General features: G+C 44.9%; 25 protein-coding genes and 2 pseudogenes. 23 read left to right on the plus strand and 4 right to left on the minus strand.

Features of this window, described 5'->3' with window-relative positions; genetic code table 11:
• The first annotated feature begins 22 nt into the window (after positions 1 to 22).
• From glpK to KP625_RS13035, 12 genes are all read left to right on the plus strand, one after another.
• Positions 23 to 1,534: a glycerol kinase GlpK gene (gene glpK, locus KP625_RS12980; RefSeq protein WP_238299948.1), complete on the plus strand. Its 1,512-nt coding sequence runs from the start codon at positions 23 to 25 to the stop codon at positions 1,532 to 1,534.
• Positions 1,535 to 1,540: 6 nt separating this feature from the next.
• Complete coding sequence (locus KP625_RS12985) at positions 1,541 to 1,765, plus strand: hypothetical protein (RefSeq protein WP_238298318.1); 225 nt, start codon at positions 1,541 to 1,543, stop codon at positions 1,763 to 1,765.
• A gap of 86 nt (positions 1,766 to 1,851) precedes the next feature.
• Positions 1,852 to 3,414, plus strand: coding sequence for a methyl-accepting chemotaxis protein (locus KP625_RS12990; RefSeq protein WP_238298320.1), 1,563 nt, complete (start codon positions 1,852 to 1,854; stop codon positions 3,412 to 3,414).
• Positions 3,415 to 3,830: 416 nt separating this feature from the next.
• Complete coding sequence (trpE, locus tag KP625_RS12995) at positions 3,831 to 5,306, plus strand: anthranilate synthase component I (RefSeq protein ID WP_238298321.1); 1,476 nt, start codon at positions 3,831 to 3,833, stop codon at positions 5,304 to 5,306.
• Between the two features lie 16 nt (positions 5,307 to 5,322).
• Positions 5,323 to 5,892, plus strand: a complete 570-nt coding sequence (locus KP625_RS13000) for an anthranilate synthase component II (protein ID WP_238298322.1) — start codon at positions 5,323 to 5,325, stop codon at positions 5,890 to 5,892.
• 163 nt (positions 5,893 to 6,055) lie between these two features.
• On the plus strand, positions 6,056 to 7,069 hold the full coding sequence (trpD, locus tag KP625_RS13005) for an anthranilate phosphoribosyltransferase (RefSeq protein WP_238298323.1): 1,014 nt from the start codon (positions 6,056 to 6,058) through the stop codon (positions 7,067 to 7,069).
• 12 nt (positions 7,070 to 7,081) lie between these two features.
• Positions 7,082 to 7,882 (plus strand): indole-3-glycerol phosphate synthase TrpC, encoded by an 801-nt coding sequence (gene trpC / locus KP625_RS13010; RefSeq protein WP_238298324.1) that lies wholly within the window; start codon positions 7,082 to 7,084, stop codon positions 7,880 to 7,882.
• Positions 7,883 to 7,950: 68 nt separating this feature from the next.
• Entirely contained in the window at positions 7,951 to 8,598 is a 648-nt protein-coding gene (locus KP625_RS13015; RefSeq protein ID WP_238298325.1) for a phosphoribosylanthranilate isomerase, read from the plus strand.
• 31 nt (positions 8,599 to 8,629) lie between these two features.
• Entirely contained in the window at positions 8,630 to 9,814 is a 1,185-nt protein-coding gene (trpB, locus tag KP625_RS13020; RefSeq protein ID WP_021986356.1) for a tryptophan synthase subunit beta, read from the plus strand.
• Positions 9,807 to 10,583 carry a tryptophan synthase subunit alpha gene (gene trpA, locus KP625_RS13025; protein ID WP_238298326.1) on the plus strand — a complete coding sequence of 259 codons (777 nt, stop codon included), beginning with the start codon at positions 9,807 to 9,809 and terminating at the stop codon, positions 10,581 to 10,583. The genes trpB and trpA overlap by 8 nt, the downstream gene beginning before the upstream one ends.
• 665 nt (positions 10,584 to 11,248) lie before the next feature.
• Positions 11,249 to 12,148, plus strand: a complete 900-nt coding sequence (locus KP625_RS13030) for an AraC family transcriptional regulator (RefSeq protein WP_118671563.1) — start codon at positions 11,249 to 11,251, stop codon at positions 12,146 to 12,148.
• Between the two features lie 31 nt (positions 12,149 to 12,179).
• On the plus strand, positions 12,180 to 12,716 hold the full coding sequence (locus KP625_RS13035) for a TIGR00730 family Rossman fold protein (protein ID WP_021986351.1): 537 nt from the start codon (positions 12,180 to 12,182) through the stop codon (positions 12,714 to 12,716).
• A gap of 160 nt (positions 12,717 to 12,876) precedes the next feature.
• On the opposite strand, the gene KP625_RS13040 is transcribed toward KP625_RS13035, so the two are convergent.
• Together KP625_RS13040 and KP625_RS13045 are read right to left on the minus strand one after the other, a co-directional pair.
• Complete coding sequence (locus tag KP625_RS13040) at positions 12,877 to 13,464, minus strand: helix-turn-helix domain-containing protein (RefSeq protein WP_238298327.1); 588 nt, start codon at positions 13,462 to 13,464, stop codon at positions 12,877 to 12,879.
• Positions 13,465 to 13,630: 166 nt separating this feature from the next.
• A pseudogene (locus KP625_RS13045) lies at positions 13,631 to 14,482 on the minus strand (HAD family hydrolase).
• A gap of 310 nt (positions 14,483 to 14,792) precedes the next feature.
• Between KP625_RS13045 and fucO the strand changes: the two are divergent.
• On the plus strand, positions 14,793 to 15,938 hold the full coding sequence (fucO, locus tag KP625_RS13050) for a lactaldehyde reductase (RefSeq protein ID WP_117781615.1): 1,146 nt from the start codon (positions 14,793 to 14,795) through the stop codon (positions 15,936 to 15,938).
• Between the two features lie 222 nt (positions 15,939 to 16,160).
• A complete protein-coding gene (locus KP625_RS13055) occupies positions 16,161 to 16,757 on the plus strand; it encodes an N-acetyltransferase (RefSeq protein WP_238298328.1) in 597 nt (198 codons plus the stop codon).
• A 1-nt stretch (position 16,758) separates the two neighbouring features.
• Here the strand turns inward: KP625_RS13055 and KP625_RS13060 are convergent, their stop codons facing one another.
• Positions 16,759 to 17,643 carry an XRE family transcriptional regulator gene (locus tag KP625_RS13060; RefSeq protein ID WP_177970391.1) on the minus strand — a complete coding sequence of 295 codons (885 nt, stop codon included), beginning with the start codon at positions 17,641 to 17,643 and terminating at the stop codon, positions 16,759 to 16,761.
• Positions 17,644 to 17,759: 116 nt separating this feature from the next.
• On the opposite strand from KP625_RS13060, the gene KP625_RS13065 reads away from it, so the two are divergent.
• From KP625_RS13065 to KP625_RS13105, 9 genes and pseudogenes are all read left to right on the plus strand, one after another.
• Positions 17,760 to 18,392 carry a TetR/AcrR family transcriptional regulator gene (locus KP625_RS13065; RefSeq protein ID WP_238298329.1) on the plus strand — a complete coding sequence of 211 codons (633 nt, stop codon included), beginning with the start codon at positions 17,760 to 17,762 and terminating at the stop codon, positions 18,390 to 18,392.
• A gap of 120 nt (positions 18,393 to 18,512) precedes the next feature.
• Entirely contained in the window at positions 18,513 to 19,316 is an 804-nt protein-coding gene (locus tag KP625_RS13070) for a class I SAM-dependent methyltransferase (protein ID WP_238298330.1), read from the plus strand.
• 85 nt (positions 19,317 to 19,401) lie between these two features.
• Positions 19,402 to 19,989 carry a TetR/AcrR family transcriptional regulator gene (locus KP625_RS13075; RefSeq protein WP_238298331.1) on the plus strand — a complete coding sequence of 196 codons (588 nt, stop codon included), beginning with the start codon at positions 19,402 to 19,404 and terminating at the stop codon, positions 19,987 to 19,989.
• Positions 19,990 to 20,005: 16 nt separating this feature from the next.
• Complete coding sequence (locus tag KP625_RS13080) at positions 20,006 to 20,629, plus strand: GNAT family N-acetyltransferase (RefSeq protein WP_238298332.1); 624 nt, start codon at positions 20,006 to 20,008, stop codon at positions 20,627 to 20,629.
• A gap of 116 nt (positions 20,630 to 20,745) precedes the next feature.
• Positions 20,746 to 21,072, plus strand: coding sequence for a TfoX/Sxy family protein (locus tag KP625_RS13085; RefSeq protein WP_238298333.1), 327 nt, complete (start codon positions 20,746 to 20,748; stop codon positions 21,070 to 21,072).
• Positions 21,073 to 21,218: 146 nt separating this feature from the next.
• Positions 21,219 to 22,094: a LysR family transcriptional regulator gene (locus tag KP625_RS13090; RefSeq protein WP_238298335.1), complete on the plus strand. Its 876-nt coding sequence runs from the start codon at positions 21,219 to 21,221 to the stop codon at positions 22,092 to 22,094.
• Between the two features lie 397 nt (positions 22,095 to 22,491).
• Entirely contained in the window at positions 22,492 to 22,962 is a 471-nt protein-coding gene (locus KP625_RS13095; protein WP_238298337.1) for a flavodoxin, read from the plus strand.
• Between the two features lie 13 nt (positions 22,963 to 22,975).
• Positions 22,976 to 23,446: pseudogene (locus KP625_RS13100) on the plus strand (cupin domain-containing protein); the annotation flags it as partial.
• A 29-nt stretch (positions 23,447 to 23,475) separates the two neighbouring features.
• On the plus strand, positions 23,476 to 24,480 hold the full coding sequence (locus KP625_RS13105) for an aldo/keto reductase (protein WP_238298339.1): 1,005 nt from the start codon (positions 23,476 to 23,478) through the stop codon (positions 24,478 to 24,480).
• Here the strand turns inward: KP625_RS13105 and fliB are convergent, their stop codons facing one another.
• A complete protein-coding gene (fliB, locus tag KP625_RS13110; RefSeq protein ID WP_238298341.1) occupies positions 24,481 to 25,587 on the minus strand; it encodes a flagellin lysine-N-methylase in 1,107 nt (368 codons plus the stop codon).
• Positions 25,588 to 25,595 lie beyond the last annotated feature (8 nt).

Consider the following 25,595-nt stretch of genomic DNA (forward strand, 5'->3'; position numbering starts at 1 on the left):
GAGACAGGAGAAACGTTATATTATGGCGCTTGATGCCGGTACAACGAGCAACCGCTGTATCTTATTCGATAAGAGCGGTACGATTGTGAGTATGGCGCAGAAAGAATTTACGCAGATATTCCCGAGACCTGGCTGGGTAGAGCATGACGCAAACGAGATCTGGTCGACACAGCTTGGAGTGGCAGTGGAAGCAATGTCCAAGATCAATGTGACGGCAGAGGATATCGCTGCAATCGGAATTACAAACCAGCGCGAGACAACGATTATCTGGGATAAGAATACCGGACAACCGGTTTGCAATGCTATCGTCTGGCAGTGCCGGAGAACCGCAGAATATTGTGAGAAATTGCTTGGTCAGACGATGACGGATATAGAAGGAAATGTGATTCCGATTAAGAATGTGATCCGGCAAAAAACAGGTTTGATCGTAGATCCGTATTTCTCTGCAACAAAAGTAAAATGGGTGTTAGATCATGTGCCACAGGCAAGAAAACGGGCAGAAGCCGGGGAATTGTTATTTGGAACCGTTGAGACATGGCTCATTTGGAAGCTGACCGGAGGTGCGGTACATGTGACGGATTATTCTAATGCATCGCGTACGATGATGTTCAATATCCATACACTTCAGTGGGATGCAGATATCTTAAAGCTGCTTGATATTCCGGAATGCATGCTGCCCAAGGTGCGCTCGAACAGTGAAATCTATGGATATACATGTACGAATCTGTTAGGCGGGGAAATCCCGATTGCGGGTGCCGCAGGCGATCAGCAGGCAGCACTGTTTGGACAGAATTGTTTTCAGGCAGGCGATGCGAAGAATACATATGGAACCGGATGTTTCCTTCTGATGAATACCGGTGAGACGCCGATTCTTTCTAAGCACGGACTTGTTACGACGATCGGCTGGGGAAGAGAAGGAAAGATCAATTATGCACTCGAAGGTTCGATCTTCGTTGCAGGCGCAGCGATACAGTGGCTGCGAGACGAGATGGAATTTATCCGGGATGCGGCACAGAGTGAGGAACTTGCCACACAGGTGGATGATACGGCAGGGTGTTATGTTGTTCCGGCATTTACCGGGCTTGGCGCTCCGTATTGGGACAGTTATGCGCGTGGTACGATCGTGGGATTGACACGCGGTGTGAATAAAAAACATATCGTGCGTGCAACGCTTGATTCCATTGCCTATCAGGTGGCGGATGTGCTTGCGGCGATGAACCGGGATTCCGGGATTTATCTGCAGTCACTGAATGTGGATGGCGGTGCAAGTGCGAATAACTATCTGATGCAGACACAGGCAGATATCATACAGGTTCCGGTCAGACGTCCGGTATGTGTGGAGTCGACAGCACTCGGAGCGGCATATCTCGCCGGATTGGCTGTTTCCTATTGGATGGATATGGATGAGATCCGGAACAACGCACAGACCGAGCGGACATTTGAACCACAGATTACAGAAGAAGAGAAGAATGTGCGTGTGCGCGGCTGGGAAAAGGCCGTGCGGACATCATTTGATTGGGCTAAAGGAGAGTAGACAGACATGAATCCAATGAATTTAATGAAAGCAAAAGGACTGTTATCACAGTTTACGATGAATCATCCGAAGATTCCGGCATTTTTCAAGGCGGCCTCGACACAGATTGGAGAAGGCTCGATTATCGAGATCAGTGTGACAACGGCAGAAGGGAAGAATCTCTGTACGAATATGAAGGTGAAACCGGAAGATATGCAGCTTGTTGAAGAGTTGAAGAATCTTTCAAAGTAATTGGCTTTTGCTTTGTGAATATATGCGAATGTGATAGAATCGCAGGAAGAATAAGATATAAATAAACGATAGGAGGAACGCGCTATATGGAAGAAAACATAAGAGAAGCAATGACTGCGGCACATGATAATATGCAGGAGAAGATGCAGGAAAAGGTCGCAGAGGTAAAAAACACGTTGAATAGTCTGGAGGGAACGAGCCGGGCAAACCGGTTCACGGTAACCGGGTATACGATTTACAATGTTACTTTGCTGGCATGTTATCTTGTGGAGGTAATCAAGGGCAGCCGGACAGGCGGGTATTTCGCAATCTTCGCAGTACTTTCCATCCTGCCGCTCGCTGCAATCTGGATCGAATATAAGCGGAATCCGGCGAGTGAAAATCTGAAACGGATTTTGATTTATTCATATGCAGTATTTTACACCTTTACGATATTTACAACCGTGTCTCCGGTTGCGTTTGTGTATGGTGCACTTGTTAGTTTGTTCGTCATTGTATATGGACAGAAACGATTGAGCTTTGGCGCAGCGGGAGGAATCTTCCTCCTTAACCTGATTCATGTGATTTATATGGCAGCAAATGGCATGATAGCGCCTCAGGATCTTCCGAATGTTGAGATTCGGATCGGGTTTACATTGCTGTTCGCGTTGTTTATGGTGATGGCGACAAATGTTATCATCTCGAACAATGAAGCGAAGATGAAGGCTATCACACAGGAGAAGGAGTCTGTATCTGCAATGTTAGAGCAGATACTGGAAATCTCTGAGAATATGATCGGAGATATTCTGACAGTTTCTGAGAAGATGACAACGCTGGAGGATTCGGTTACAAAGACAAAGGCATCCATGGAAGAAGTAACAAATGGAACGAACGATACCGCAGATTCGGTACAGTCCCAGCTTCTTAAGACAGAAGAAATCCAGCAGGTAATCGAGCGTGTGGAACATGTATCCGATACGATCGAGAGCGACATGGATGAGGCGAGCGAGGAGGTTGCACAGGGTAAGAACAAGATTGACGAACTGATCTCTCAGGTGGAGACAAGCGATGAGGCGAGCAAGAAGGTGGCAACGGAGCTTGACAAGCTGACAGCGTATGCAAGCCAGATGCAGGGAATCGTCGATATCATCGGGAACATCACCGATCAGACAAGCCTTCTTTCCTTGAATGCAAGTATCGAGGCAGCAAGAGTCGGCGAAGCAGGTAAGGGCTTTGCAGTCGTTGCATCTGAGATTTCTGCTCTTGCAGACCAGACCCAGGAAGCGACGGTCAACATCGCTGAACTGATTGGAAATATTTCAGAGGAACTGACAGAGGTTGTAAATGTTGTCAGCTACATGATTGATAACAATAAATTGCAGAGCATCGCAGCGACTGAGACTGCATCCAGCTTCGAGACGATTGCAAGCCGGACACAGGATATCCATCAGTTGACAGAGGAGCTGACCGGGTTGGTATCTTCTCTGGCACAGTCGAATGAGGCAATCGTGGATAGTATCCAGACAATCTCGGCAGCGACTGAGGAAGTGACAGCACATTCGAGCGTAACACTTGAGAGCAGCGAGGAAAACAGCTCGATCGTTGTAGAGGTTGGTGATATCGTCGGAGAATTGCAGGCACTTGCAGAACGTCTGAGTGCATTAAGCTAACATGGTTTTGACAAAGGAAAAATAACTGAAAAAAGGTTATTGACATTTTTTCTGAAGTAGAGTAGTATGAGCCTATCAAAAATGAATAGTGACACGAAACCAATGATGTGGAGATAACGTTACATCGTGCACGTACAGAGAATCCGGGAAGCTGAGAACCGGGTCGGACGCAGGGTAGCAAATGGACCACGGAGGGCATAGTCAAAGGAGCATCCGCTCTGAGTATTCTATGACGTTCGCATACGTTAGTTGCAGGGAATATGATAGTATTCTGAAAGAGCATGGGAGGAAACTCTCATGAAACAAGGTGGCACCGCGGGAATTCCGTCCTTGACAAAAGTATATTTTGTCAAGGACTTTTTTATTGTCAATAAATGAAATTATTGGAACCATGTCACGAAGAAAGGAGTTTGTAGATGATCAGACCAACATTAGAAGAAGCAATGCAGTATCAGAAGGATTACAAGGTTGTTCCGGTGTTAAAGGAAATCTATTCCGATATCCGCACACCGATGCAGGTGCTGAAGATACTGAAAAAAGCAAGCAAGCATTGTTATATGTTAGAGAGTGTGGAGAATCAGGAAAATTGGGGACGCTATACATTCCTTGGTTATAAGCCAAAGCTTTGTGTGACATGCATGAACGGAAAACTGAAAGTTACCGATGTGAACGGAACGGTTATCCGCGAGGAACTGGTACAGCGTCCGAAAGCCTGTATCAATGAAATCCTGGCAGATTACAAGAGTCCGAAGATCGAAGGATTTCCGACATTCACCGGCGGACTGGTTGGGTATTTCGCATATGATTACATCAAATACAGTGAACCAAAGCTGAATCTGGATGCGGAAGATGAGGAAGGGTTTAATGATGTAGATCTGATGCTGTTTGATAAGGTCATCGCATTTGACAATGTGAAGCAGAAGCTGCTCATCATCGCGAATGCGAAGACGGATAACCTGACGGAGAATTACATCCATGCGGTGGAAGAAATATCAGAGATCATTGAGCTGATCAAACATGGCGAGGAAGCAGAGGTAGAGCCGGCAAAGATGACATCCGAATACCGGAAGCTGTTCGATAAGGAAGCATTCTGCAACATGGTGGAGAAAGCGAAGAATTACATCTACGAAGGAGATATCTTCCAGGTTGTATTATCGAACCGACTGGAAGCGGATTTCTCCGGAAGCCTGCTGAATACTTACCGGGTACTTCGTACCATTAACCCATCGCCGTATATGTTCTATTTCAGCGGCGACGACATCGAGGTAGCGGGTGCTTCTCCGGAGACCTTGGTGAAGTTGGAAAATGGCGTGTTACATACCTTCCCATTGGCGGGAACCAGACCGAGAGGAAAGACGAAGGAAGAAGATCTTCGAAATGAAGAGGAACTTTTAGCAGATGAGAAAGAGCGTTCCGAACATAACATGCTCGTCGATCTCGGAAGAAATGATATCGGCAAGATCAGCAGGTTCGGAAGCGTGGAAGTGGAGAAATACATGAGTATCGAGCGGTATTCGCATGTGATGCATATCGGTTCTACCGTACGCGGGGAACTGCGGGACGACTGCTCCGTGACAGATGCGGTCGATGCGATCCTCCCGGCAGGAACCTTGTCCGGCGCACCGAAGATTCGTGCCTGTGAGATTATCAATGAACTTGAGAACAACAAACGTGGCATCTACGGTGGAGCAATCGGTTATATTGATTTTACCGGAAACTTAGATACCTGTATTGCGATTCGGATTGCATATAAGAAAAACGGAAAGGTATTTGTACGAAGCGGAGCCGGAATCGTGGCAGACAGTGTACCGGAGAACGAATATCAGGAATGTATTAACAAGGCAAAGGCTGTGATGAAAGCAATCGAGATCTCACAGGAAATGACAGACTAAGAAAGGAGATGGCAGCATGATATTACTGATTGATAATTACGATAGTTTTTCTTACAACTTATATCAGCTTATCGGGATGATCCGGCCGGACATTAGGGTTATAAGAAATGATGAGATGACGATCGCGGAGATCGAAGCACTGGCACCGGATCACATCATCGTATCACCGGGACCGGGCAGACCAAAGGATGCCGGAATCTGTGAGGAAGTCATTGATTACTTCAAAGGGAAGATTCCAATCTTCGGGGTGTGTCTCGGACATCAGGCAATCTGCGAGACATTCGGCGGCGAAATCGGATATGCGAAGAAGTTGATGCACGGAAAGATGTCTATCGTTGATCTCGACACCGACAGTGCCATCTTCAAGGGGATGGAGCCCAAATTACAGGCGGCCAGATATCATTCCCTCGCCGCAGAGGAAAACAAGCTTCCAGCGGAGCTGAAGGTAATCGCGCGTACGGAGGATGGCGAGATCATGGCAGTGGAGCACCGGGAATACCCGGTATATGGCGTACAGTTCCACCCGGAGTCAATACTTACACCGGATGGAAGAAAAATTATGGAGCGGTTTTTGAAGGTAAGTTAGAAGGAATTACATTATGCCAAGGCTATGATTAATGATTCTACAGCAGACCGTTGAAGCACGCCGGCACTTAATGAGTGCGGAGCACGAATTTAGTACCGCTGCGTGCTGAATCGAGCAATTGGTAAATCATTACTGAGAGTATAGAATTAAGGAGGACAAAGCGATGATAAAAGAAGCGATCAGCAAAGCAATGAATAAAGAGAATCTGACAAGAGAGGAAGCCCTTCAGGTTATGAAGGAGATCATGAGCGGTGAGGCAGAACAGTCACAGGTCGCAGCATTTCTGGTAGCTCTGCATATGAAGGGGGAGACAGCCGAGGAAATTTCCGCCTGTGCCGAAGGTATGCGCAGCTTCGCAACGAAGCTTGACCGTGGCGATATGGATGTGATCGATATCGTCGGAACCGGTGGAGACCGTTCGAATACATTTAATATTTCGACTACTGCAGCAATCGTAACTGCAGCGGCAGGTGTGGCAGTTGCCAAGCACGGAAACCGAGCCGCTTCGAGCAAATGCGGAACCGCCGATTGTCTTGAGACACTCGGGGTCAATCTGATGCTTGAGCCGGAGAAGAATGCGAAGGTGCTGAAGGATACAAACCTGTGCTTCCTGTTCGCACAGAAATATCATCCGGCGATGCGCTATGTCGGACCGGTAAGAAAGGCAATCGGTGTTCCGACCGTGTTTAATATCCTGGGCCCTCTGACAAATCCTGCTTATAATACATACCAGCTGCTCGGTGTGTACAGCGAGCAGCTGCTTGATACGGTTGCGAATGCGCTGAAGGAGCTTGGTTTAAAACATGCAATGGTTGTCTATGGCAAAGATTGCTTAGATGAGATTTCCATGAGTGCGGATACTGAGGTTTGCGAGCTTGCCGATGGTAAAGTCACGAAGTACACGATCACGCCGGAACAGTTCGGATTCACACGATGCAGGAAGGAAGACTTGGTTGGAGGTACACCGGAAGAAAATGCAGCACTGGTGAAGGAAATCCTCGAAGGAAAGGTAACGGGTGCAAAGCTTGATGCCGTGTTGATCAACGCGGGTGCAGCCATCCATGTTGCGAAAAATGTGAGTATGGAGGAAGGTATCAAAGAGGCACGTGAGATGATCACAAGTGGCAAGGCACTTGCAACTATGGAACAGTTTATCGCCGAAACAAATGCGGCATAAGGGAGTTTGAGTATGATATTAGATGAGATTGCAGAAAAGACACGGGCACGTGTGGAAGAAGACAAGAAGAACATACCGTTTGTGGATATGCGGAATGAAGCAGAGCGGCTGGCTGCGGAATTATCGAAGGAAAACTGTCCGAAGTTATTTCCATTCTACCAGGCTCTGAAGAGTCCGGGAATCTCTTTTATCTGTGAGGTGAAGAAGGCGTCTCCGTCGAAGGGTGTGATCGCAGAGGAATTTCCGTATCTGGAGATTGCAAAGGAATATGAGATGGCGGGCGCATCCGCAATCTCGTGCCTGACGGAACCGTATTATTTTCAGGGAAAGGACTTGTACTTAAAGGAAATCACCCAGCATGTGAAGATTCCGGTGTTGCGAAAAGATTTTACGGTTGATCCGTATATGATTTATCAGGCACGGACGCTTGGCGCATCGGCAATCCTGCTGATCTGTTCTCTTCTTTCCCAGTCGGAGTTAGAAGAGTATCAGGCGATTGCAACGGAACTTGGTATGTCTGCGTTAGTTGAGGCACATGATGAGCGGGAAGTGGAGATGGCACTTCGCGCAGGGGCATCCATCATCGGTGTGAACAACCGGGATCTGAAGACATTTACGGTGGATATCAACAATTCCGCCAGGTATCGGAAGATGGTGCCGAAGGAAGTCGCATTTGTCTCCGAGAGCGGAATCAAGACGGCAGAGGATATTGCGAAGCTTCTGGAAAATGGTACCGATGCGGTGCTGATCGGCGAGACACTGATGCGCAGTGAGAACAAGAAGCAGGCATTAGATGAACTGCGGGGAATGTAGGCACATGTCATGGAATCGAATTGGTGTGTAAAGCAGGATAAAGATGAACAGGCTGGAAGGAAAGTAAAATGCAGAAGATAAAATTATGCGGCATGATGAAGCCGCGCGATATCGAATATGCAAATCGGGTCAAACCGGATTTGGTCGGATTCATATTTGCGAATACGAGACGGAAGATCAGTCCCGCGCAGGCAAAGCAATTCCGGGAAGCATTGGATGCAGAGATTTCGGCAGTCGGTGTGTTTGTGAATGAAGATATTCCCGTGATCGCATCGCTCGTGCAGGATGGATGTATCGACATGATCCAGTTGCATGGTGAGGAAGATGCGGATTATATCAGACGTCTGCGTAAGATATGTGATGTGCCGGTTATAAAGGCGGTCAAGGTGCAGACAGTCGAACAGATACGACAGGCGGCGTCACTTCCGGTTGATTACCTGCTGTTAGATACCTACCGGAAGGGTGTACTTGGCGGAACCGGAGAGGCGTTTGACTGGGAACTGCTGCGGGAGGCCAAGGTAGCAGCCGGAGATACCGTAGAAGGAGAGTTATTCGGAAAACCGTATTTCTTAGCAGGCGGGCTTCACGCGGGGAACCTGCGGGAGGCAGCAGCACTTGGAAGCTACGGACTGGATGTAAGCTCCGGAATCGAGACAGAAGGAAGCAAGGACTTCGACAAGATGGTGGAAGTCGTGAACATAGTAAGAACGTGTTAGATGAGATAGTGATATACAAGGAGGACAAGAGATGTCGAAAGGAAGATTTGGAATTCATGGCGGTCAGTATGTACCGGAAACAATCATGAACGCCGTCAATGAATTGGAAGCAACCTATAATAAATACAAGGATGATCCGGAATTCAACCGGGAGCTGACCGAGCTGTACAATGAGTACGCAGGCAGACCGAGCAGACTTTATTATGCGGAGCGTATGAGTAAGGACTTGGGTGGAGCTAAGATCTACCTGAAACGTGAGGACTTAAACCACACCGGTTCCCACAAGATCAACAATGTACTCGGGCAGATGCTTCTGGCAAAGCGCATGGGTAAGACACGTGTGATTGCAGAGACCGGTGCCGGTCAGCATGGTGTTGCAACGGCAACGGTTGCAGCCATGATGGGCATGGAGTGTGAAATCTTCATGGGTAAGGAAGACACGATCCGTCAGGCATTGAATGTATACCGGATGCGTCTGCTTGGCGCAAAGGTACATGCGGTGGAAAGCGGAACCGGTACTCTGAAAGATGCAGTTTCGGAGACGTTCCGTGAGTGGACTAGCCGGATTGACGATACGCATTATGTGCTTGGTTCGGTTATGGGACCATATCCATTTCCAACGATCGTGCGTGATTTCCAGTCAGTAATCAGCCGTGAGATCAAGCAGCAGATCATGGAGAAGGAGGGCAGACTTCCGGATGCCGTGCTTGCCTGTGTCGGAGGTGGTTCCAACGCGATTGGTGCATTTTACCATTTTATTGAGGATAAGAGCGTGCGTCTGATCGGTTGTGAGGCAGCCGGACGAGGCATAGATACATTCGAGACAGCAGCAACCTTAAATACCGGACGTCTTGGAATCTTCCACGGCATGAAATCTTATTTTTGTCAGGATGAATACGGACAGATTGCCCCAGTTTATTCGATTTCCGCAGGTCTTGACTATCCGGGTATCGGACCGGAGCATGCATACCTGCATGACATTGGTAGAGCGGAATATGTGGCAATCACGGACGATGAGGCGGTTGATGCATTTGAATATCTTTCGAAAATCGAGGGAATTATCCCAGCCATTGAGAGTGCACATGCGGTTGCTTACGCAATGAAGCTGGCACCACAGATGGACAAGGATCAGATTATGGTTATCAATATTTCCGGACGCGGCGATAAGGATGTAGCAGCGATCGCCCGTTACAGAGGGGAGGATCTTCATGAGTAATATAGCAAAAGCATTTGAACATGGAAAAGCGTTTATTCCGTTTATCACATGTGGATACCCGGACTTAGAAACAACAGAGAAAATCGTTTATGCAATGGTTGACGCAGGAGCAGACCTGATTGAGCTTGGAATCCCATTTTCAGACCCGACGGCAGAAGGCTCGGTTATTCAGGAGGCAAATATCCGTGCGTTGGCCGGCGTGGATAAGGTGACGACAGACAAGGTGTTTGATCTGGTTCGTAAGCTGCGCCAGAAGGTCACGATTCCGATGGTATTTATGACTTACGCGAATGTTGTATTCTCTTATGGTTCAGAGCGATTTATCTCAACTTGTAAGGAAATCGGCATCGATGGACTGATCCTGCCGGATATCCCATATGAGGAAAAAGAAGAGTTTGACCCGATCTGCAAGCAGTACGGATTAGATCTCGTATCCTTGATCGCACCGACTTCACACGAGAGGATCAGCATGATTGCGAAGGAAGCAAATGGATTCGTCTACTGTGTTTCTTCCCTCGGTGTAACCGGAACAAGGACCGAGATTACAACCAATGTCGGCGAGATGGTAGCGCTTGTGAAGAAAGCGAGGGACATTCCTTGTGCAATTGGATTCGGAATCTCAACGCCGGAGCAGGCAAAGAAGATGGCGGCATCCGCGGACGGCGTAATCGTTGGAAGTGCGATCGTGAAGATCATCGCGAAATATGGACGCGAAGCCGCACAGCCGGTGTTTGAGTATGTAAAGAGCATGAAGGATGCGATTTCGTAGAAGGGATTGTTGATGTATTTGGAAGAAAATATTGATAGTCTCCGGGATGGCTGATACATTTGGAGAAATATTGATAGTTTCCGGGATGGCTGATACATTTGGAGAAATATTGATAGTTTCCGGGATGGTTGATACATTTGGAAGAAATTATTGATTTGGGTGTGAATCCTGAAATTGAATCGTAAAAACCCACAAGATGGGCGTAATCTACTAAATGAAGAGGATTGCGTCCATTTTTGCATGTTGAAAATGAATTCATGAGCCAGATATGGGCGTAAGGAGGAGAAATCTGGATGCTACGCCCATGTGGTGGGTTTTCGGACGAAAATGTGGTTGAAAAAGCCCAGGTTAAAAATCTGATAACAAATGGGAATCTGGTAACAACATATAAGAATTTATGGAAATAGCTGTTGGAACTGGATGGAATTATGGTGATTTATGTGCAAATTACAAGTTATGTGCAATCCGCCTATAATACATAAAATATGAATGTAATTTTATATGTATGCGTGATAAAATAGAGAGCGAGAACTTTAATTTTCTGTTACTTATAAAGATGTGAGAAATTTAGTTTTAGCAGACGGACAAAATTGAATTCTAAATGGCAAGAAATATTCCTTTAAGAGGCGTATCATTTAACCATACAGAAGAAAGGAAGTGAATGCATGGAATGGCTGACTGCAATCAGAAAATCTATTGATTATATAGAGGAACATTTGAATGATAACATCAGTGCGCAGGATGTGGCAGAGCAAGTGTATGTATCCCCTCTGCATTTTCAAAGAGGTTTTTTGATTATGACCGGATATTCTATATCAGAGTATATTCGTAATCGTAAGCTATACATGGCGGCGCTTGAGCTGAAAAAGGCGAATAGGAAAGTAATAGACGTGGCATTTGATTATGGATATGACACACCGGACAGCTTTACGAAAGCGTTTACCAGATTTCATGGGATTTCCCCTGTGCAGGTAAAACAGGGCGGCGATATAAGAACCTTTCTTCCGTTGAGTGTAAAAATTACAGTTCAAGGAGGAGATAAAATGGACTACAAGATTACAAAAATGTTTGGATTTAAGGTGATAGGCTTTGCGAAAGAGTTTTCCTTTGATACGGCATATGAGGAAATTCCGAAATATTGGGATGAAATCTGTGAAAAATATGCGGCTAATGTATATGCAGGTAATCCACCTGCAAATCCATATGAAAAAGCATTCGTGGAAAATTGTATAGGAGAATATGGCATTTGTATTGATGACGGAAAAGCAGCTGATAAGGGAAAATTTACATATCTGGTTGCAGGTAAATATGCCGGTGGAGAAGTTCCGGAAGGAATGATGCTATATGAGTTTGAACAGGGGGAATGGGCGGTGTTTGACTGCGTAGGAGCAATCCCGGAGGCACTTCAATCACTAAATACCAGAATATTTAAGGAATGGTTACCGGGTAACGCTGATTATGAGATAAGCGGAAATGCGAATGTGGAATGGTATGACTGTGTAAATGGAGAAAACACAGATGCTGATTACCACAGTGCTATCTGGATTCCGGTAAAAAGAAAATAATTCAGAATCTAACACAAAAGCGAGGAAAAACATGAACATCACAGTATATTTAGGAGCCTTTGAAGGAAAGGATGCGAGCCTGAAGCAGGCAGTGCGGGAGCTTGGAACGTGGATTGGTGCGAGCGGAAATGCGCTGGTATATGGCGGATCAAAATCCGGATTGATGGGGGAAATTGCAGAGAGCGTCCTACAGGCTGGCGGCACGGTGACAGGCGTGGAACCGAAATTTTTCATGGATGCGGAACTGCAATATGACAACTTGACGGAACTTATAGTCACAAAGGATATGACGGAGCGGAAAACGAAGATGATCGAACTGGGGGATGCATTTATCGCATTTCCGGGCGGCACAGGAACGCTTGAAGAGATTTCGGAAGTGATGTCGAAGGTGTCGCTGAAGCAGTTGGACGCGCCATGCATCTTGTATAATCTGAATGGATATTATGACAGCTTGAAAGCACTGCTTGCGCATATGATCGAGATGGGACTCTCGACACCAGAGCGGCAGCAGGGTATCTATTTTGCGGATTCCCTGGAGGAAATCAAGCAGATAATAAACAGATATTGAGATGTTGGGTCAGGTAATAAAGATGCCATAGGATGTTTTGTATCATGGCTGCTGTAAGATAAATCACTAAGCTAAAAAAGTACTCCCACGGGTGGATAAAACCTGCTCGTGGGAGTGTGATATACAAAGGCTCAAACTGAAAACAAGCAGTCAAACACTATTAGTTCAAAAAGACATGCATCAGAAGCCCGATTAATACACAAACAGTAAATGTTATCAGTCCACTACCTATAACTAAAAGAATCTTCTGATATGGACGTTTACCTATTTCTCTCTGTTTTTGTATATCATCCAATAGTTGCCCCTCAGAAAATGCAACAATTTCTTTATACGTTTGAACATCATTGTCTTTTTTTATTTTTTCAAGCATAATAGCGAAATACATTGAGATTCCCCAGATAATACCCCAAGGAATGAGTGCCCAAACACCAAGTAACATGAATAACGGAACCGCTGAAACAGCAGTGGCGATCAACATTATAGTGTAGATTTTCCCATAGCGGTTCATTTTTTCAATTTCTTCTTTTTGAATTACATCTTTCATAACTTCAATATCTCCTTTGATTAAATTGTCAAGAGAAATTTGAAAGGTTTCACTCAGTAATACCAAACTGTTCACATCTGGATAGCTTTTATCATTTTCCCAATTTGATATTGTTTGCCTGGAAACATAAACTCGTTCGGCTAACTCCTCTTGAGATAATTGTACTTCCTGACGATGTTTTTTAATTTGTTTTCCGAGTTCCATTTCTTCACCTCCTAGCATACTCATACTAATCAAAAAGTTATATTTTCGCTATCAAAGAGCTTTGACATCAAGATTTTCAGCGTGTCAAAAGTCTTTTACATTTCGTGAAATTCCCAATAATCATATGTTATCAATCTCTCTGCTAAACTGAAATTTTTACCCGCTTCTATTGCTTATAGTTTGCTTCAAGCCATCTAGCAACACCATCTTTGTCATTCGACAAAATCACCTCTGTGGCATATTGCTTTAAATCATTGTGTGCATTTGCAACAGCATAACTTTTATCAGCCATTTGAAACATGTCTATATCATTTTTTCCATCACCAAACACAATTAGCTTTTCACAATTCAACATGCTTTGTAATTGCCTTATAGCATTTGATTTTGAAGCCTCTAACGGCATAATTTCTAACCACTGTTCATTTGTATAAATATCCGTCTGATATACACAATGATATTTATTCTTATATTTATCATACAAAGGCATAAGTTTTTTCGGCGAATCAATACAGGTAATATAAAAAATATTACCCTCTTTCAACTCAGGCAATGAATTCACCTCATTTGTTCAAACATCGCCTTTACGACTTTCGAGAAACATATTCATACCCTCTGTACACATTTTTCGCACAAACGAATATTTTTCCACCCCATTAATGTATGCGTAAACAATGGGATACACGTTATTGCTAAACAAATCTTCTAGCACTGAATGTACTGAATCATCAAAATAATTAGCAATTAATATTTTTTCTGTAATATTATCAATCACAAAGGCTCCATTGTATACAATTAACGGAATTTTTGCATTTATTCCTTTGGTCACTTTTTTAGCTGTAACTAAAGAACGAGCTGTAGCATAGGAAAAAATCATCCCTTCTTCAACCAATGAATTGATTACTTGATTTGTGTAGTTAGAGGTTACTTCGTTACTTCTCAATAATGTCCCATCTAAATCTGAAACATATAAATCACTCATGCATTTTCCTCCGTCAACTTCAAATTTTTCATTTCCCATTGTACCATGCGCAATTCCCACATTCCACTTATATTTTCTCGAAGATTCTTAAAAAAGGTGGGTTGCCATACATAGCGATCCACTCATAACCTTTAGAAAGGGAAACACATGTATATCTGCTTGTTAATACTCGAATATATATAGGATTTTGTAGGGTTTCCTGTGGGATATCCAATATTCTTAGGTTTGCTATAATTTGTTAAATATGTTACAATTATTCATGTAATTAAGCAATTTGTTGTACAAATTTCACATAATATATGAATTTTGTATACGAGCAGGAATTGTGTGATTGAAAGGAGAATGAATTATGGCAGTGAATCGTTTTGTATTGAATGGAATTTCTTATCATGGACACGGCGCGATTAATGAGATTCCGGGTATTGTGAAGTCAAAGGGATTTAAGAAGGCGTTTGTAGCGTCTGATCCGGATCTGGTGAAGTTTGGCGTGACGGCGAAGGTGACCGATCTGCTGAAGGAAAATGGCATAGAATATGAGTTATATTCTGATATCAAGCCGAACCCGACGATTGAGAATGTATTGCATGGTGTCGATGCGTATAAGGCTTCGGAAGCTGATTTTATGATCACCATTGGCGGTGGTTCATCCATGGATACAGGAAAAGCAATCGGTATTATTATCAACAATCCGGAATTCGCGGATGTTCGTTCTCTGGAGGGCGTTGCACCGACGAAGAAGCGGACGGTATTTACGATTGCGGTACCTACAACCGGTGGTACGGGTGCAGAGTCAACGATCAATTACGTAATTACGGATGTGGAGAAGAAGCGTAAGTTTGTATGTGTCGATCCAAACGATATCCCGGATGTGGCAGTGGTTGACCCGGATATGATGGCATCGATGCCGAAGGGGCTGACTGCATCAACCGGAATGGATGCACTTACACATGCGATTGAAGGTTATACAACCGCAGGTGCATGGGAGTTGTCAGATTGTCTGGATTTAGAGGCAATCAAACTGATTGCAGCGAACCTGAGAAAAGCCGTAGAGAACGATCCAGACGGACGTGAGGGCATGGCGCTTGCACAGTATGTAACAGCGATGGCATATTCGAATGTAGGACTTGGAATCGCACATTCCATGGCACATACACTTGGTGCGGTATATGACACACCACATGGTGTAGCCTGTGCGATGATGCTTCCAATCGTAATGGAGTTCAACAAAGAATATACAGGAGAAAAGTACAAATCCATAGCAGAAGCATTTGGAATTGATACGACAGGCATGGATCAGGCAACCTACAGACAGGCTGCAATCGATGCGGTTCAGCAGTTGTCTATCGATGTTGGAATTCCGACAAAACTGGAGAAGCTGAAGGAAGAAGATCTTCCGTTCCTGTGTGAATCTGCTGCAGCGGATGCATGTGCACCGGGCAACCCTAGACCGGCAAGTTTAGAGCAGTTTGAGGAGATGTTCCGTAAGCTGATGTAAGTAGAGCAGAAAAAAATAAATAAGTAAACCATAAGAGGAGTCTTCATCATAGGATGCGGGCTCCTTTTTGCGCAATAAGTATTCCCTTTTCTACAATGCTGTGATAAAATAAGTTAGATAAAACTAACTCATAAAACAAACCTATAATACAACAAAATTACAACCACCAGACGGGCACAAATAAAAGTAGTCTATGAAGTAGAATAGAAGGGGAGAGAAACCATGAAGGTAACAATGTTAGATACGCAGGTGGCAGAGCAGATCGGGCACGCGTTTGGATATTATGATTATGGAGAGGAAGTCGGAATGGGCGCATTTTACCGCAGCAAGGATGCGGTCGCAACGTATATTTCTGGGTATGTGAGGATGGCATTTGAAGGCGGTATGCTCTATGCGACAAGCGAGCGGGGCGAGGGTTATATTGCTTACAAGGTGCCGGGACAGAAATTGAAGCTTAGAGCAGGCATGCAGCTTGTAAAAGCACTGTTTCGCTCGATGAGCATGAAAGAATTAATCCGGATGGGACAGGCAGTTTCCAAGGGAGGAACGTCGCTGCAGGATCGGATGAAAAAGGAAAAGAAACCCTATATATTCGTCGGCATGGTCTGTGTGCCGGAACAATATCAGGGACAGGGTTACATGCGGAAGGTGATGGAGCTTGCCTACGCAGAAGGCAACCGGCTGCAAGTTCCGGTGCTTCTGGAGACAGATGCGAAGTCGAAATGCGACAAATACATGCACCTTGGCATGCAGCTTGATGGCATACGTGATTTAGGAAAATATGGAAAATTATATGATCTGGTCAAATATCCGGATTGATTTATCCAAGATGACCGTGGTATTTCCTGAGATAGTATACGCCGGAAATACCACCCGGAATCCCGATCCAGAGTATCATAGCACCAGATGTCACAAGCCCAAAATCCGAAACTGTCAACGTGCAGGCGACATACAGCAGGACAATGGGAAGTGAGATATGCCCCAAAATGTTATGTGCAATTTTCCATGTCTCTTCGTCCCGTATGGTCCATGGCAGTCGCAACCCTGTGTACCGGTTGTATGGAATTCTTGGACATAGAATACCGGATGCAAGCATGATACAGCTTATAAAAGACATTGCAAATATTTTCTCGCCATTTTCAGAAAACGTTATAACATCAAGTGCTGTCAGACAGGCAACAAGAATCCCGATTATCAAAAATCCAATATTGATAAGTGTGGTCACGCGAAGGGTGCCAATACGCAGATCATCTGTAGTTTCATTTGTCAATAGAGCAAGATTACGATACAAAATGATGGCTGCGCTGATCATGCACATACCGGTTAACAGGAGAGACACCAGTTCGTTTTTTACAATCAATGCAACCAGCATGGTTAAGAATGTAAGAAATAAAATAGTACCTCTTTTTCTGCCTGCTTGAAGACACTTTCTTTCCTGCTGATTTTTCAGAGCCAGTTGTTCATTCAGGTCGGCTAATTGATCGGCAAGTGCCTGATGATTGTTTGGTTCTGTTTCTATACCGAGCAGCTGGCTGACCGATACGTCAAGCACATTTGCGAGACGAATCAGCACATCGGCATCCGGAACGGATAAACCGTTTTCCCATTTGGACACAGTCTGGCGGACAACATGTAGCTTCACAGCCAGCTCTTCCTGATTGAGCCCTTTTTCTTTTCGGAAATGTTTGATATTCTCGTTGATCATAGTTTTACGTCCTTTCCTATGTGGTAAGCATAGCATCATTATACGAAGCGTTTATGGCGGATGCAAGCAATGAAAATTAACATTGGAAAAAAGACGGTGAAAACCAAAAAACAGACTTGACAAGTGAGTTAGAAGAGACTAACATAACAAGTGTTATGGTAGATGAAAAACAACAGACAATCGAAAAGATCAAGCAGACGGCACTGGAGGAATTCTATGAGAATGGTTACGCGAAAGCGAGCCTTCGGACGATATGCCGACGTGCGGGCGTCACGACAGGAGCGATGTATTTTCATTTTGAGAATAAGGAAGCATTGCTTCGGGCAATCTTAGAGCCGCTGATGAAACAGTATGAGCTGCTGCAGAAGACTTTGATGCAGCAGGAATTACAGGAACCGGAGAATGGGGCACAGTTGGATGTGCAGATGATGCGGTTTGTGCTCGAACATCGGCGCGAAGCGATTCTTGTGATGGAGAAGGTGCAGGGAAGCTGCTATGAGCAGTATCGCTCGGTGATCGAGTCGATGATGGAGCAGGCAATCGAGCTGTTCTATAAGAGCAGGATGCTGGAAACGCCAGATCCGGCACTCATTTCGATACTGGCGAAGATTCGATTGGATGGATGTCTGGAGATATTGAAGGGAAATTATGATATGGAATATAGTTTATATTTGACCGAGAAGATCGGCATTTATGCCGCCGGTGGAACTGAAAAATTAATACAGGACTTAAATGAGCTTCACGGCTGACCGCTGTGGAGCTCATTTTTTATAACATAACAAATAGTAACAACTGTTATGTCGAAAAACAATAAAAGTTTACCAGAATCAGGTAGAAGCAAGACTAATAAAAGGAAGCGAGGCAATCACATGAACGAAAAAACAAAAGTACAGGTACAGGGAGTTCCGGAGACAATGCTGCAGACATTATATGCGAGAGCGCAGGAGTCAAAGAAGCCGAACCATCATATCTACGACGAGCGGGCAATCGAGGTCGTATCCCGTCTGGATTATGATTTCTCCAAGGCGGAAAGCGACAAGGCGATGAGCTTGGGCGTAATCGCGCGGACGATCGTGCTTGATAAGCTGGTCGGAGATTTTCTGTCTCATTATCCACACGCGGTTGTCCTGAATATCGCATGCGGTATGGATACACGCTGTTATCGGATGGAAGGAACATACGACCGCTGGTATAACATTGATTTGCCGGAGACGATGGAAGTTCGGAGTCGTTTCTTCGAGGAGCAGGGGCCGATCTTCCAGATTGCAAAATCTGCTATGGACGCAAGCTATATGGAAGACATCGAGTATCATGGCGAGCCGGTGCTGGTGATCATTGAGGGCTTGACGATGTATCTGTCCGAGGCGGATGTCAAGCAGATATTTGATATTCTGGACAAGCGGTTCCCGAAAGCAGTCGTGCTTGTAGAGACGATGTCACCGTTTGTAGTAAAACATATCAAGGAAAAATCCATCGAGAAGAGTGAGGCGAAGTTTGCATGGGGCGTGAAAAATGGTGCGGCATTGGAACAGGTAATTCCTCATTTTAAGAATAAGCGTGATGTAAGTCTCGTTGAGGGGATGAAAGTATTGATGCCGATTTACAAGGTGATCGGGAAGATTCCGGTTGCACGGAATATATCAAATAAAATCTGTGTGATGGAGAAAAAGTAATTTGAATTAAATACTTGACAAATAAACGACCGTTTACTAAAATAAAAATGTAAACGGTCGTTTGTTTTGCGTGGAGGATATAGGGATGAATAATAGAAAAGAAGAAATATTAATTGTGGCATTGCATCTGTTTGCCAGAGATGGTTATGAGGCTGTCTCGGTCAGCCAGATCGCAGGAGAACTTGCGATGACGAAAGGTGCATTATACCGCCATTATAAGAGCAAAAGAGATATTTTTGACTGTATTGTAAAGCGGATGGAACAGCAGGATCGTGATCAGGCATCGGAGTATGACATGCCGGAGGATGAGAGAGAAGAGATGCCTGAACAGTATGAGACTGTGTCTCTGGATGATTTCGTGAAATATAGTATGTCCATGTTTGAATACTGGACAGAGGATGATTTCGCATCATCATTTCGGAAGATGCTGACAATCGAGCAGTTCCGCAGTGAAGAGATGCAGAAATTATATCAGCAGTATCTGGCAGCGGGACCGGCTTCTTATGTGAAAGATTTGTTTGACAGCATGGGAATTGCAGATTCCGCAGAGAGAGCAATCCGGTTTTATGCAATGATGCATTTCTATTACAGTGTTTATGATGGCGCAGAGAATAAGGAACAAGTAAAAGAGGAATTTGAAACAGCACTAAATCGTATGGTGCGGGAATTTTGAGAAGGAGAATCCGATCATGAAGAATCATATAGTAATTCGTTTGGAAGAAAAAAGTGAATATCGCGAAGTGGAAAACCTAGTCAGAGACAGCTTCTGGAATGTATATCGTCCGGGATGCCTGGAACATTATGTTCTTAACCAGCTCCGAAATGATCCGGCGTTTGTACCGGAGCTTGATTTTGTGATGTATCAGGATGGAGAACTTATCGGACAGAATGTATTTGTGAGGACAGCAATCACAGCAGATGACGGAAGAAGCATTCCGATTATGACGATGGGACCAATCTGTATCAGGAACGAATATAAGCGGAAAGGATATGGAAAAATCTTGCTTGATTATTCATTAGAGAAAGCGGCAGAACTTGGCTGTGGAGCATTGTGCTTTGAGGGGAATATTGATTTCTATGGGAAGAGTGGTTTCCGGCAGGCAAGCGAGTACGGTATCCGTTATCATGGATTGCCGGAGGGGGAAGACGCATCCTTCTTTCTGTGCAAGGAGCTGATACCGGGGTATCTGGATGGTATTACCGGAGAGTATGCAACACCGGAAGGGTATCTGGTGGATGCGCAGCAAGCCGAAGCATTTGACAAGCAGTTTCCATATAAAGAGAAAAAGAAATTGCTGGGGCAGATTTTTTAATATGAAATGTCAGCAGTTGGATTCAGTGTGTTTCCGTTGAGTGATAGCGTGTATGTAGGTACATTTCAGGATAAGATGCATATTTTCTCAACATCGGTATTTGAAAGGACAAAAACATGGCTTCAAGCAAAGAATATTTACAATTTATATTAGGGCAGTTATCTGATTTAGAAGAAATCAATTATCGTGCAATGATGGGAGAATATATTATATATTATCGTGGCAGGATTGTCGGAGGCATATATGATGACAGGTTACTTGTGAAACCGACAAAATCGGCAGTTTCTTATTTGGCAACTGTGACTTATGAATTACCATATAAAGGAGCAAAAGAGATGCTTTTAGTAGAAGATGTTGACAGTAAAGAATATCTGGCAGGGCTTTTTCGAGCAATGTATGACGAATTGCCGGTTCATAAATCAAACAACAAAAGAAATTCTTGAATAATCAGTAATGGTGAGGTATTTATTTGTTTTAGACAATAGGCAGTTTGCTGTGCTATATTAGAAAACACAAGCATGTTAATTTGTTAGCAGATGATGATATGGAATAATATTATTTCATTGAATAGCAAGGAGAATAAACATAAATGGAACTTCGGGTATTACGCTATTTTTTGACCGTGGCGAAGGAACAGAGCTTCACGAAAGCGGCGGAACAATTACATATCACACAGCCAACGCTGTCAAGACAGCTTGCAGCATTGGAGGAAGAGCTTGGAACCGTGCTGTTCAACCGTGGCGGACGAAATGTTACGCTGACTGACGAAGGAATCTTGCTCAAGCGGCGTGCCCTTGAAATCATCGATCTCGAAGATAAGATCCGGGAGGAATTCAAGGAAAGTCAGGTTGTCGATGGAACGATCACGATTGGATGCGGTGAGTTCGCAGCAGTGGAGCTGCTGGCACAGATCTGCGAGCGGTACCGGGCGAAATATCCGATGGTTCAGATCCGGGTGCATACCGGAACGGCAGATACAATCTATGAGATGATGAATAAAGGACTGGTAGACATCGGACTCTACATGGAGCCGGTGAATCTGGAAGGACTGGATTATATCCGTTTTCCGGAGAGCGACCACTGGGTTGTAGGCATGCGACCGGATGACCCGCTGGCAGAAAAAACATATATTACGAAAGAGGACTTACTGCCGTTGCCGCTGATATTGCCGGAACGGTCAGGCGTACAAAGTGAGCTTGCAAATTGGTTTGGCAAGGACTTTGCGAAGCTGAACATAGCATTTACAAGCAATCTCGGTACAAATGCAGCAATCCTGGCGATGCAGGGGCTTGGTTATCCGATTTCCATTGAGGGTGCCGGCAGATACTGGCGATCCGATTTGCTTATGCAGAACAAGCTGTATCCGGAGATCACGGCAAGTACTGTGATCGCATGGCGCAGAAACATTCCGTACGCACAAGCTGTTCTCAAATTCATTGACGAGATCAATGCCTTTCAGGCATAATAAAACATTCAATGTAAGTATTAGACATAATACAATACAATAATTATAATCAAGGTGTAGGAAGAAAGAGACTACACCTTTTTTAGTAAGTGTTAGTAGTATTGCGGAGCATATAGTGATTAGTGTATGTGTCTGTATTTCATTTCAGAAATATGAATATGTTTGGAACTTAGAAGAACTTGATGTTCTGTAATTATCCAGCAATGTTTGAACACGATGTTCAAACAAGCCGCCACTGAGCCACGGATGGCGAATTGGCGGCGGTTGCGTTCGGTATCTATTTGTATATCAGAACATTTAGTTCTTCTTAGTTACAATACATCTGATATTTCTGAAATGAAATATAGGCAGTACATAATCACTATATGCCCGCCCAATAGAATTAGGAGGACAAAAAATGAGTAAGAAATTAGTCGCATATTTTAGTGCAAGTGGAATTACAAGAAATGTCGCAGAGATGGTAGCAGAGGCAGCAGGCGCGGACCTGTACGAGATCACCCCGAAGGAAGCCTACACAAAGGCAGACTTAAACTGGATGGATAAGAAATCAAGAAGCAGCGTGGAGATGGCAGACAAGAAGATCCGTCCGGAAATCTCAGACACTGACGCAAAGATTGCAGAGTACGACGAGATTTTCCTTGGATTCCCAATCTGGTGGTATGTAGCACCGACGATTATCAACACATTTCTGGAGAAATATGATTTTACAGGCAAGAAGATCGTGCTGTTCGCAACATCCGGCGGAAGCGGATTTGGAAATACCGTAAAGGAATTGCAGCCATCCGCACAGGGTGCACAGTTTGTGGAGGGCAAGCTGCTCAATCATGCAAATAAGAAGGAAATCGATGAACTGGTAAAAGAATTTTAGGAAGGATAAGAACATGGCAAAGGAAGTCTGGGAGGTGGATGAAGGCGACCTGCCTTACGAAGATCCGACGATGCGTGCACATGCAAAGGAAATGGTATTCCCAATTGGACAGCCAAACGATGCATTTGCACAGTATTTCATCGGTCAGAGCTATCTGGCACCGGTATCTACCAGTCAGGTTGGAATCTTCAATGTCACATTTGAGCCGGGCTGCAGGAACAACTGGCATATCCACCATGCAAAGAGCGGTGGCGGACAGATTCTTGTATGCGTAGCCGGACGTGGATATTATCAGGAGGAAGGCAAAGAAGCCATCGAGCTGAAACCGGGCGACTGCATCAACATTCCGGCAGAGGTTAAGCATTGGCATGGCGCTGCACCGGATAGCTGGTTCAGCCATCTGGCAGTGGAAGTACCGGGTGAGGAGACATCCAATGAGTGGTGCGAGCCGGTAACAGATGAGGAATATGGTATGTTAAAATAAAACATTTAGGATTGCAGGAGGGGTTATACATGGAGTACGCAAAACTTGGAAATACCGATATTGAAGTATCGAAGCTTTGCATCGGATGCATGAGCTTCGGAAAAGCAGGTACAATGCATGACTGGACACTGGATGCGCAGGAAAGCGAGAAGGTGATCAAGCATGCGTTAGACCTTGGTATCAATTTCTTTGATACTGCAAACTGTTATTCCGCAGGAACCAGTGAAGAATATCTGGGACAGGCACTGAAAAAGAATGTGGCACGTGATAAGGTTGTGATCGCATCGAAGGTGTATTTCAATGAGGGTAGACTGTCAAAGGCAGCGATTGAGCGGGAAATCGACGGTTCCCTCAAACGGCTTGGAACCGACTATCTGGATTTGTATATCATTCACCGGTTTGATTTTGATACGCCGATCGAGGAGACGATGGAAGCGCTGGATGATCTTGTAAAGGCTGGAAAGGTGCGTGCAATTGGTGCATCTGCGATGTATGGATATCAGTTTTATAATATGCAGCTTGCGGCGAAAGAGCGGGGACTGACATCGTTTGCTACAATGGAGAACCATTACAATCTTCTGTACCGGGAGGATGAGCGCGAGCTGATTCCAATCTGTAAGCAGATGAATGTTGCGCTGATGCCGTACAGTCCGCTTGCTGCCGGGCATCTGTCAAGACCTGTGTGGAATACAGATTCTCTGCGGAGTCAGACCGACCGTGTTGCACGTGGAAAGTATGACCGGATGGAAGAACAGGATATGAAGGTGGTTGCCAGAGTGCATGAGCTCTCAGAAAAACACAACTGTAAGATGTCACAGATTGCTCTTGCATGGCAGTGGGCAAAGGGCGTGACAGCACCAATCGTCGGAGCAACGAAGACTGCATACTTGGATGATGCAGCAGGTGCGCTCGATGTGAAGCTTTCCGCAGAGGACGTGGTTTACCTGGAAGAGATGTATGTGCCACATCCGGTTGTTGGGGCCATTAAGGAGAACCCGGCACAGGGCGTTGTGCTGTTGGATGAGAAAAAGTAATTATTTCCCAACCACCAGCGCAAAATATCCCCAGTCCCAGATCGGGGATGCAAAACTATTTTCCAGATATTCGCGGATATCCGCATCTTCATAACCGGTCATGCGTGACAGGATCACGATGTAGTCACGGACGGTTTCATAAGAAAGATGATTTGCTCCTTCGGCAGAGTAAAGAAGAAAAAGGCTCTGCCGGATGGATGCATATTCCATGGCAATCCATTCGAGATGTAACAACATATCGTCAATCGTATCCTCCGGCATAAGCAGGTCGGAGAATATTTCGTTTGCAACATAGTTCCGAAACAGGATATCGTAGGTATGTAACTGTCGTTGAAAGGCAGCGAGTATTACATCGTCTGGTACAGTAAATTGTTCTGCGAGCGTAATAAGCGGATTTAAGTACGGCGCGTACAAGCCTTCTACGATATAATTTACAGATAAATCCTGTAACAGCTCATTGCATTCCATCCATGTGTCCGCAGCCGGAAGTTCTACATCGCGGATAGCTGCACGAAGCTCTGCAAGTGAAGCAGGGGAGAAATATTCAGTTACCTTTGCTATGGTAATCGGTGCGTTTTTTGCCAGTTCAGATAGTATATAAAAACTTTCTAACAAAGCCTCTTCGATAGAAATATTCGTATCCTGAATCAGATCCATGATCGAAGCACGGATCAAAAAGAGTGCGTCCGGATCAGACACCTGTGGGAAATCCAGCAGCGTATCTCTCCACAAATCAATCACTGCCGGACAGCATGGCATGAGCATCCCTTCCTTGTGGTCGTGGAAGGTATGATATTCCCGCGGGAAGGTTGCACACGTTTCTGAGAGCACAGAATCTCCGTAGGCAGACACCAAGCGGCACAGCTTGGCGTCATCTAAGAAAGGACAGCGATGCATCGCGTCTAAGCCGATTACGCGCTGCCCGTCTTTCTTCGCCGTGTAGGCACTTAAATTCTTGCGGCACTCCGGTACGGTATCCGGCGGAAGAAGCTTCTTCCAGCGGCGGTTCGTGTCTGCATCGACTGCGATTTTCCACTCTTTACAACAGGTGATCGGACATTTGTCCGCAATACAGGTAAATTTATCATAATAATCCGGCGTTAACATGTGTGATT

The organism is Eubacterium sp. MSJ-33 (assembly GCF_022174665.1).
Taxonomy (GTDB): domain Bacteria; phylum Bacillota; class Clostridia; order Lachnospirales; family Lachnospiraceae; genus Coprococcus_C.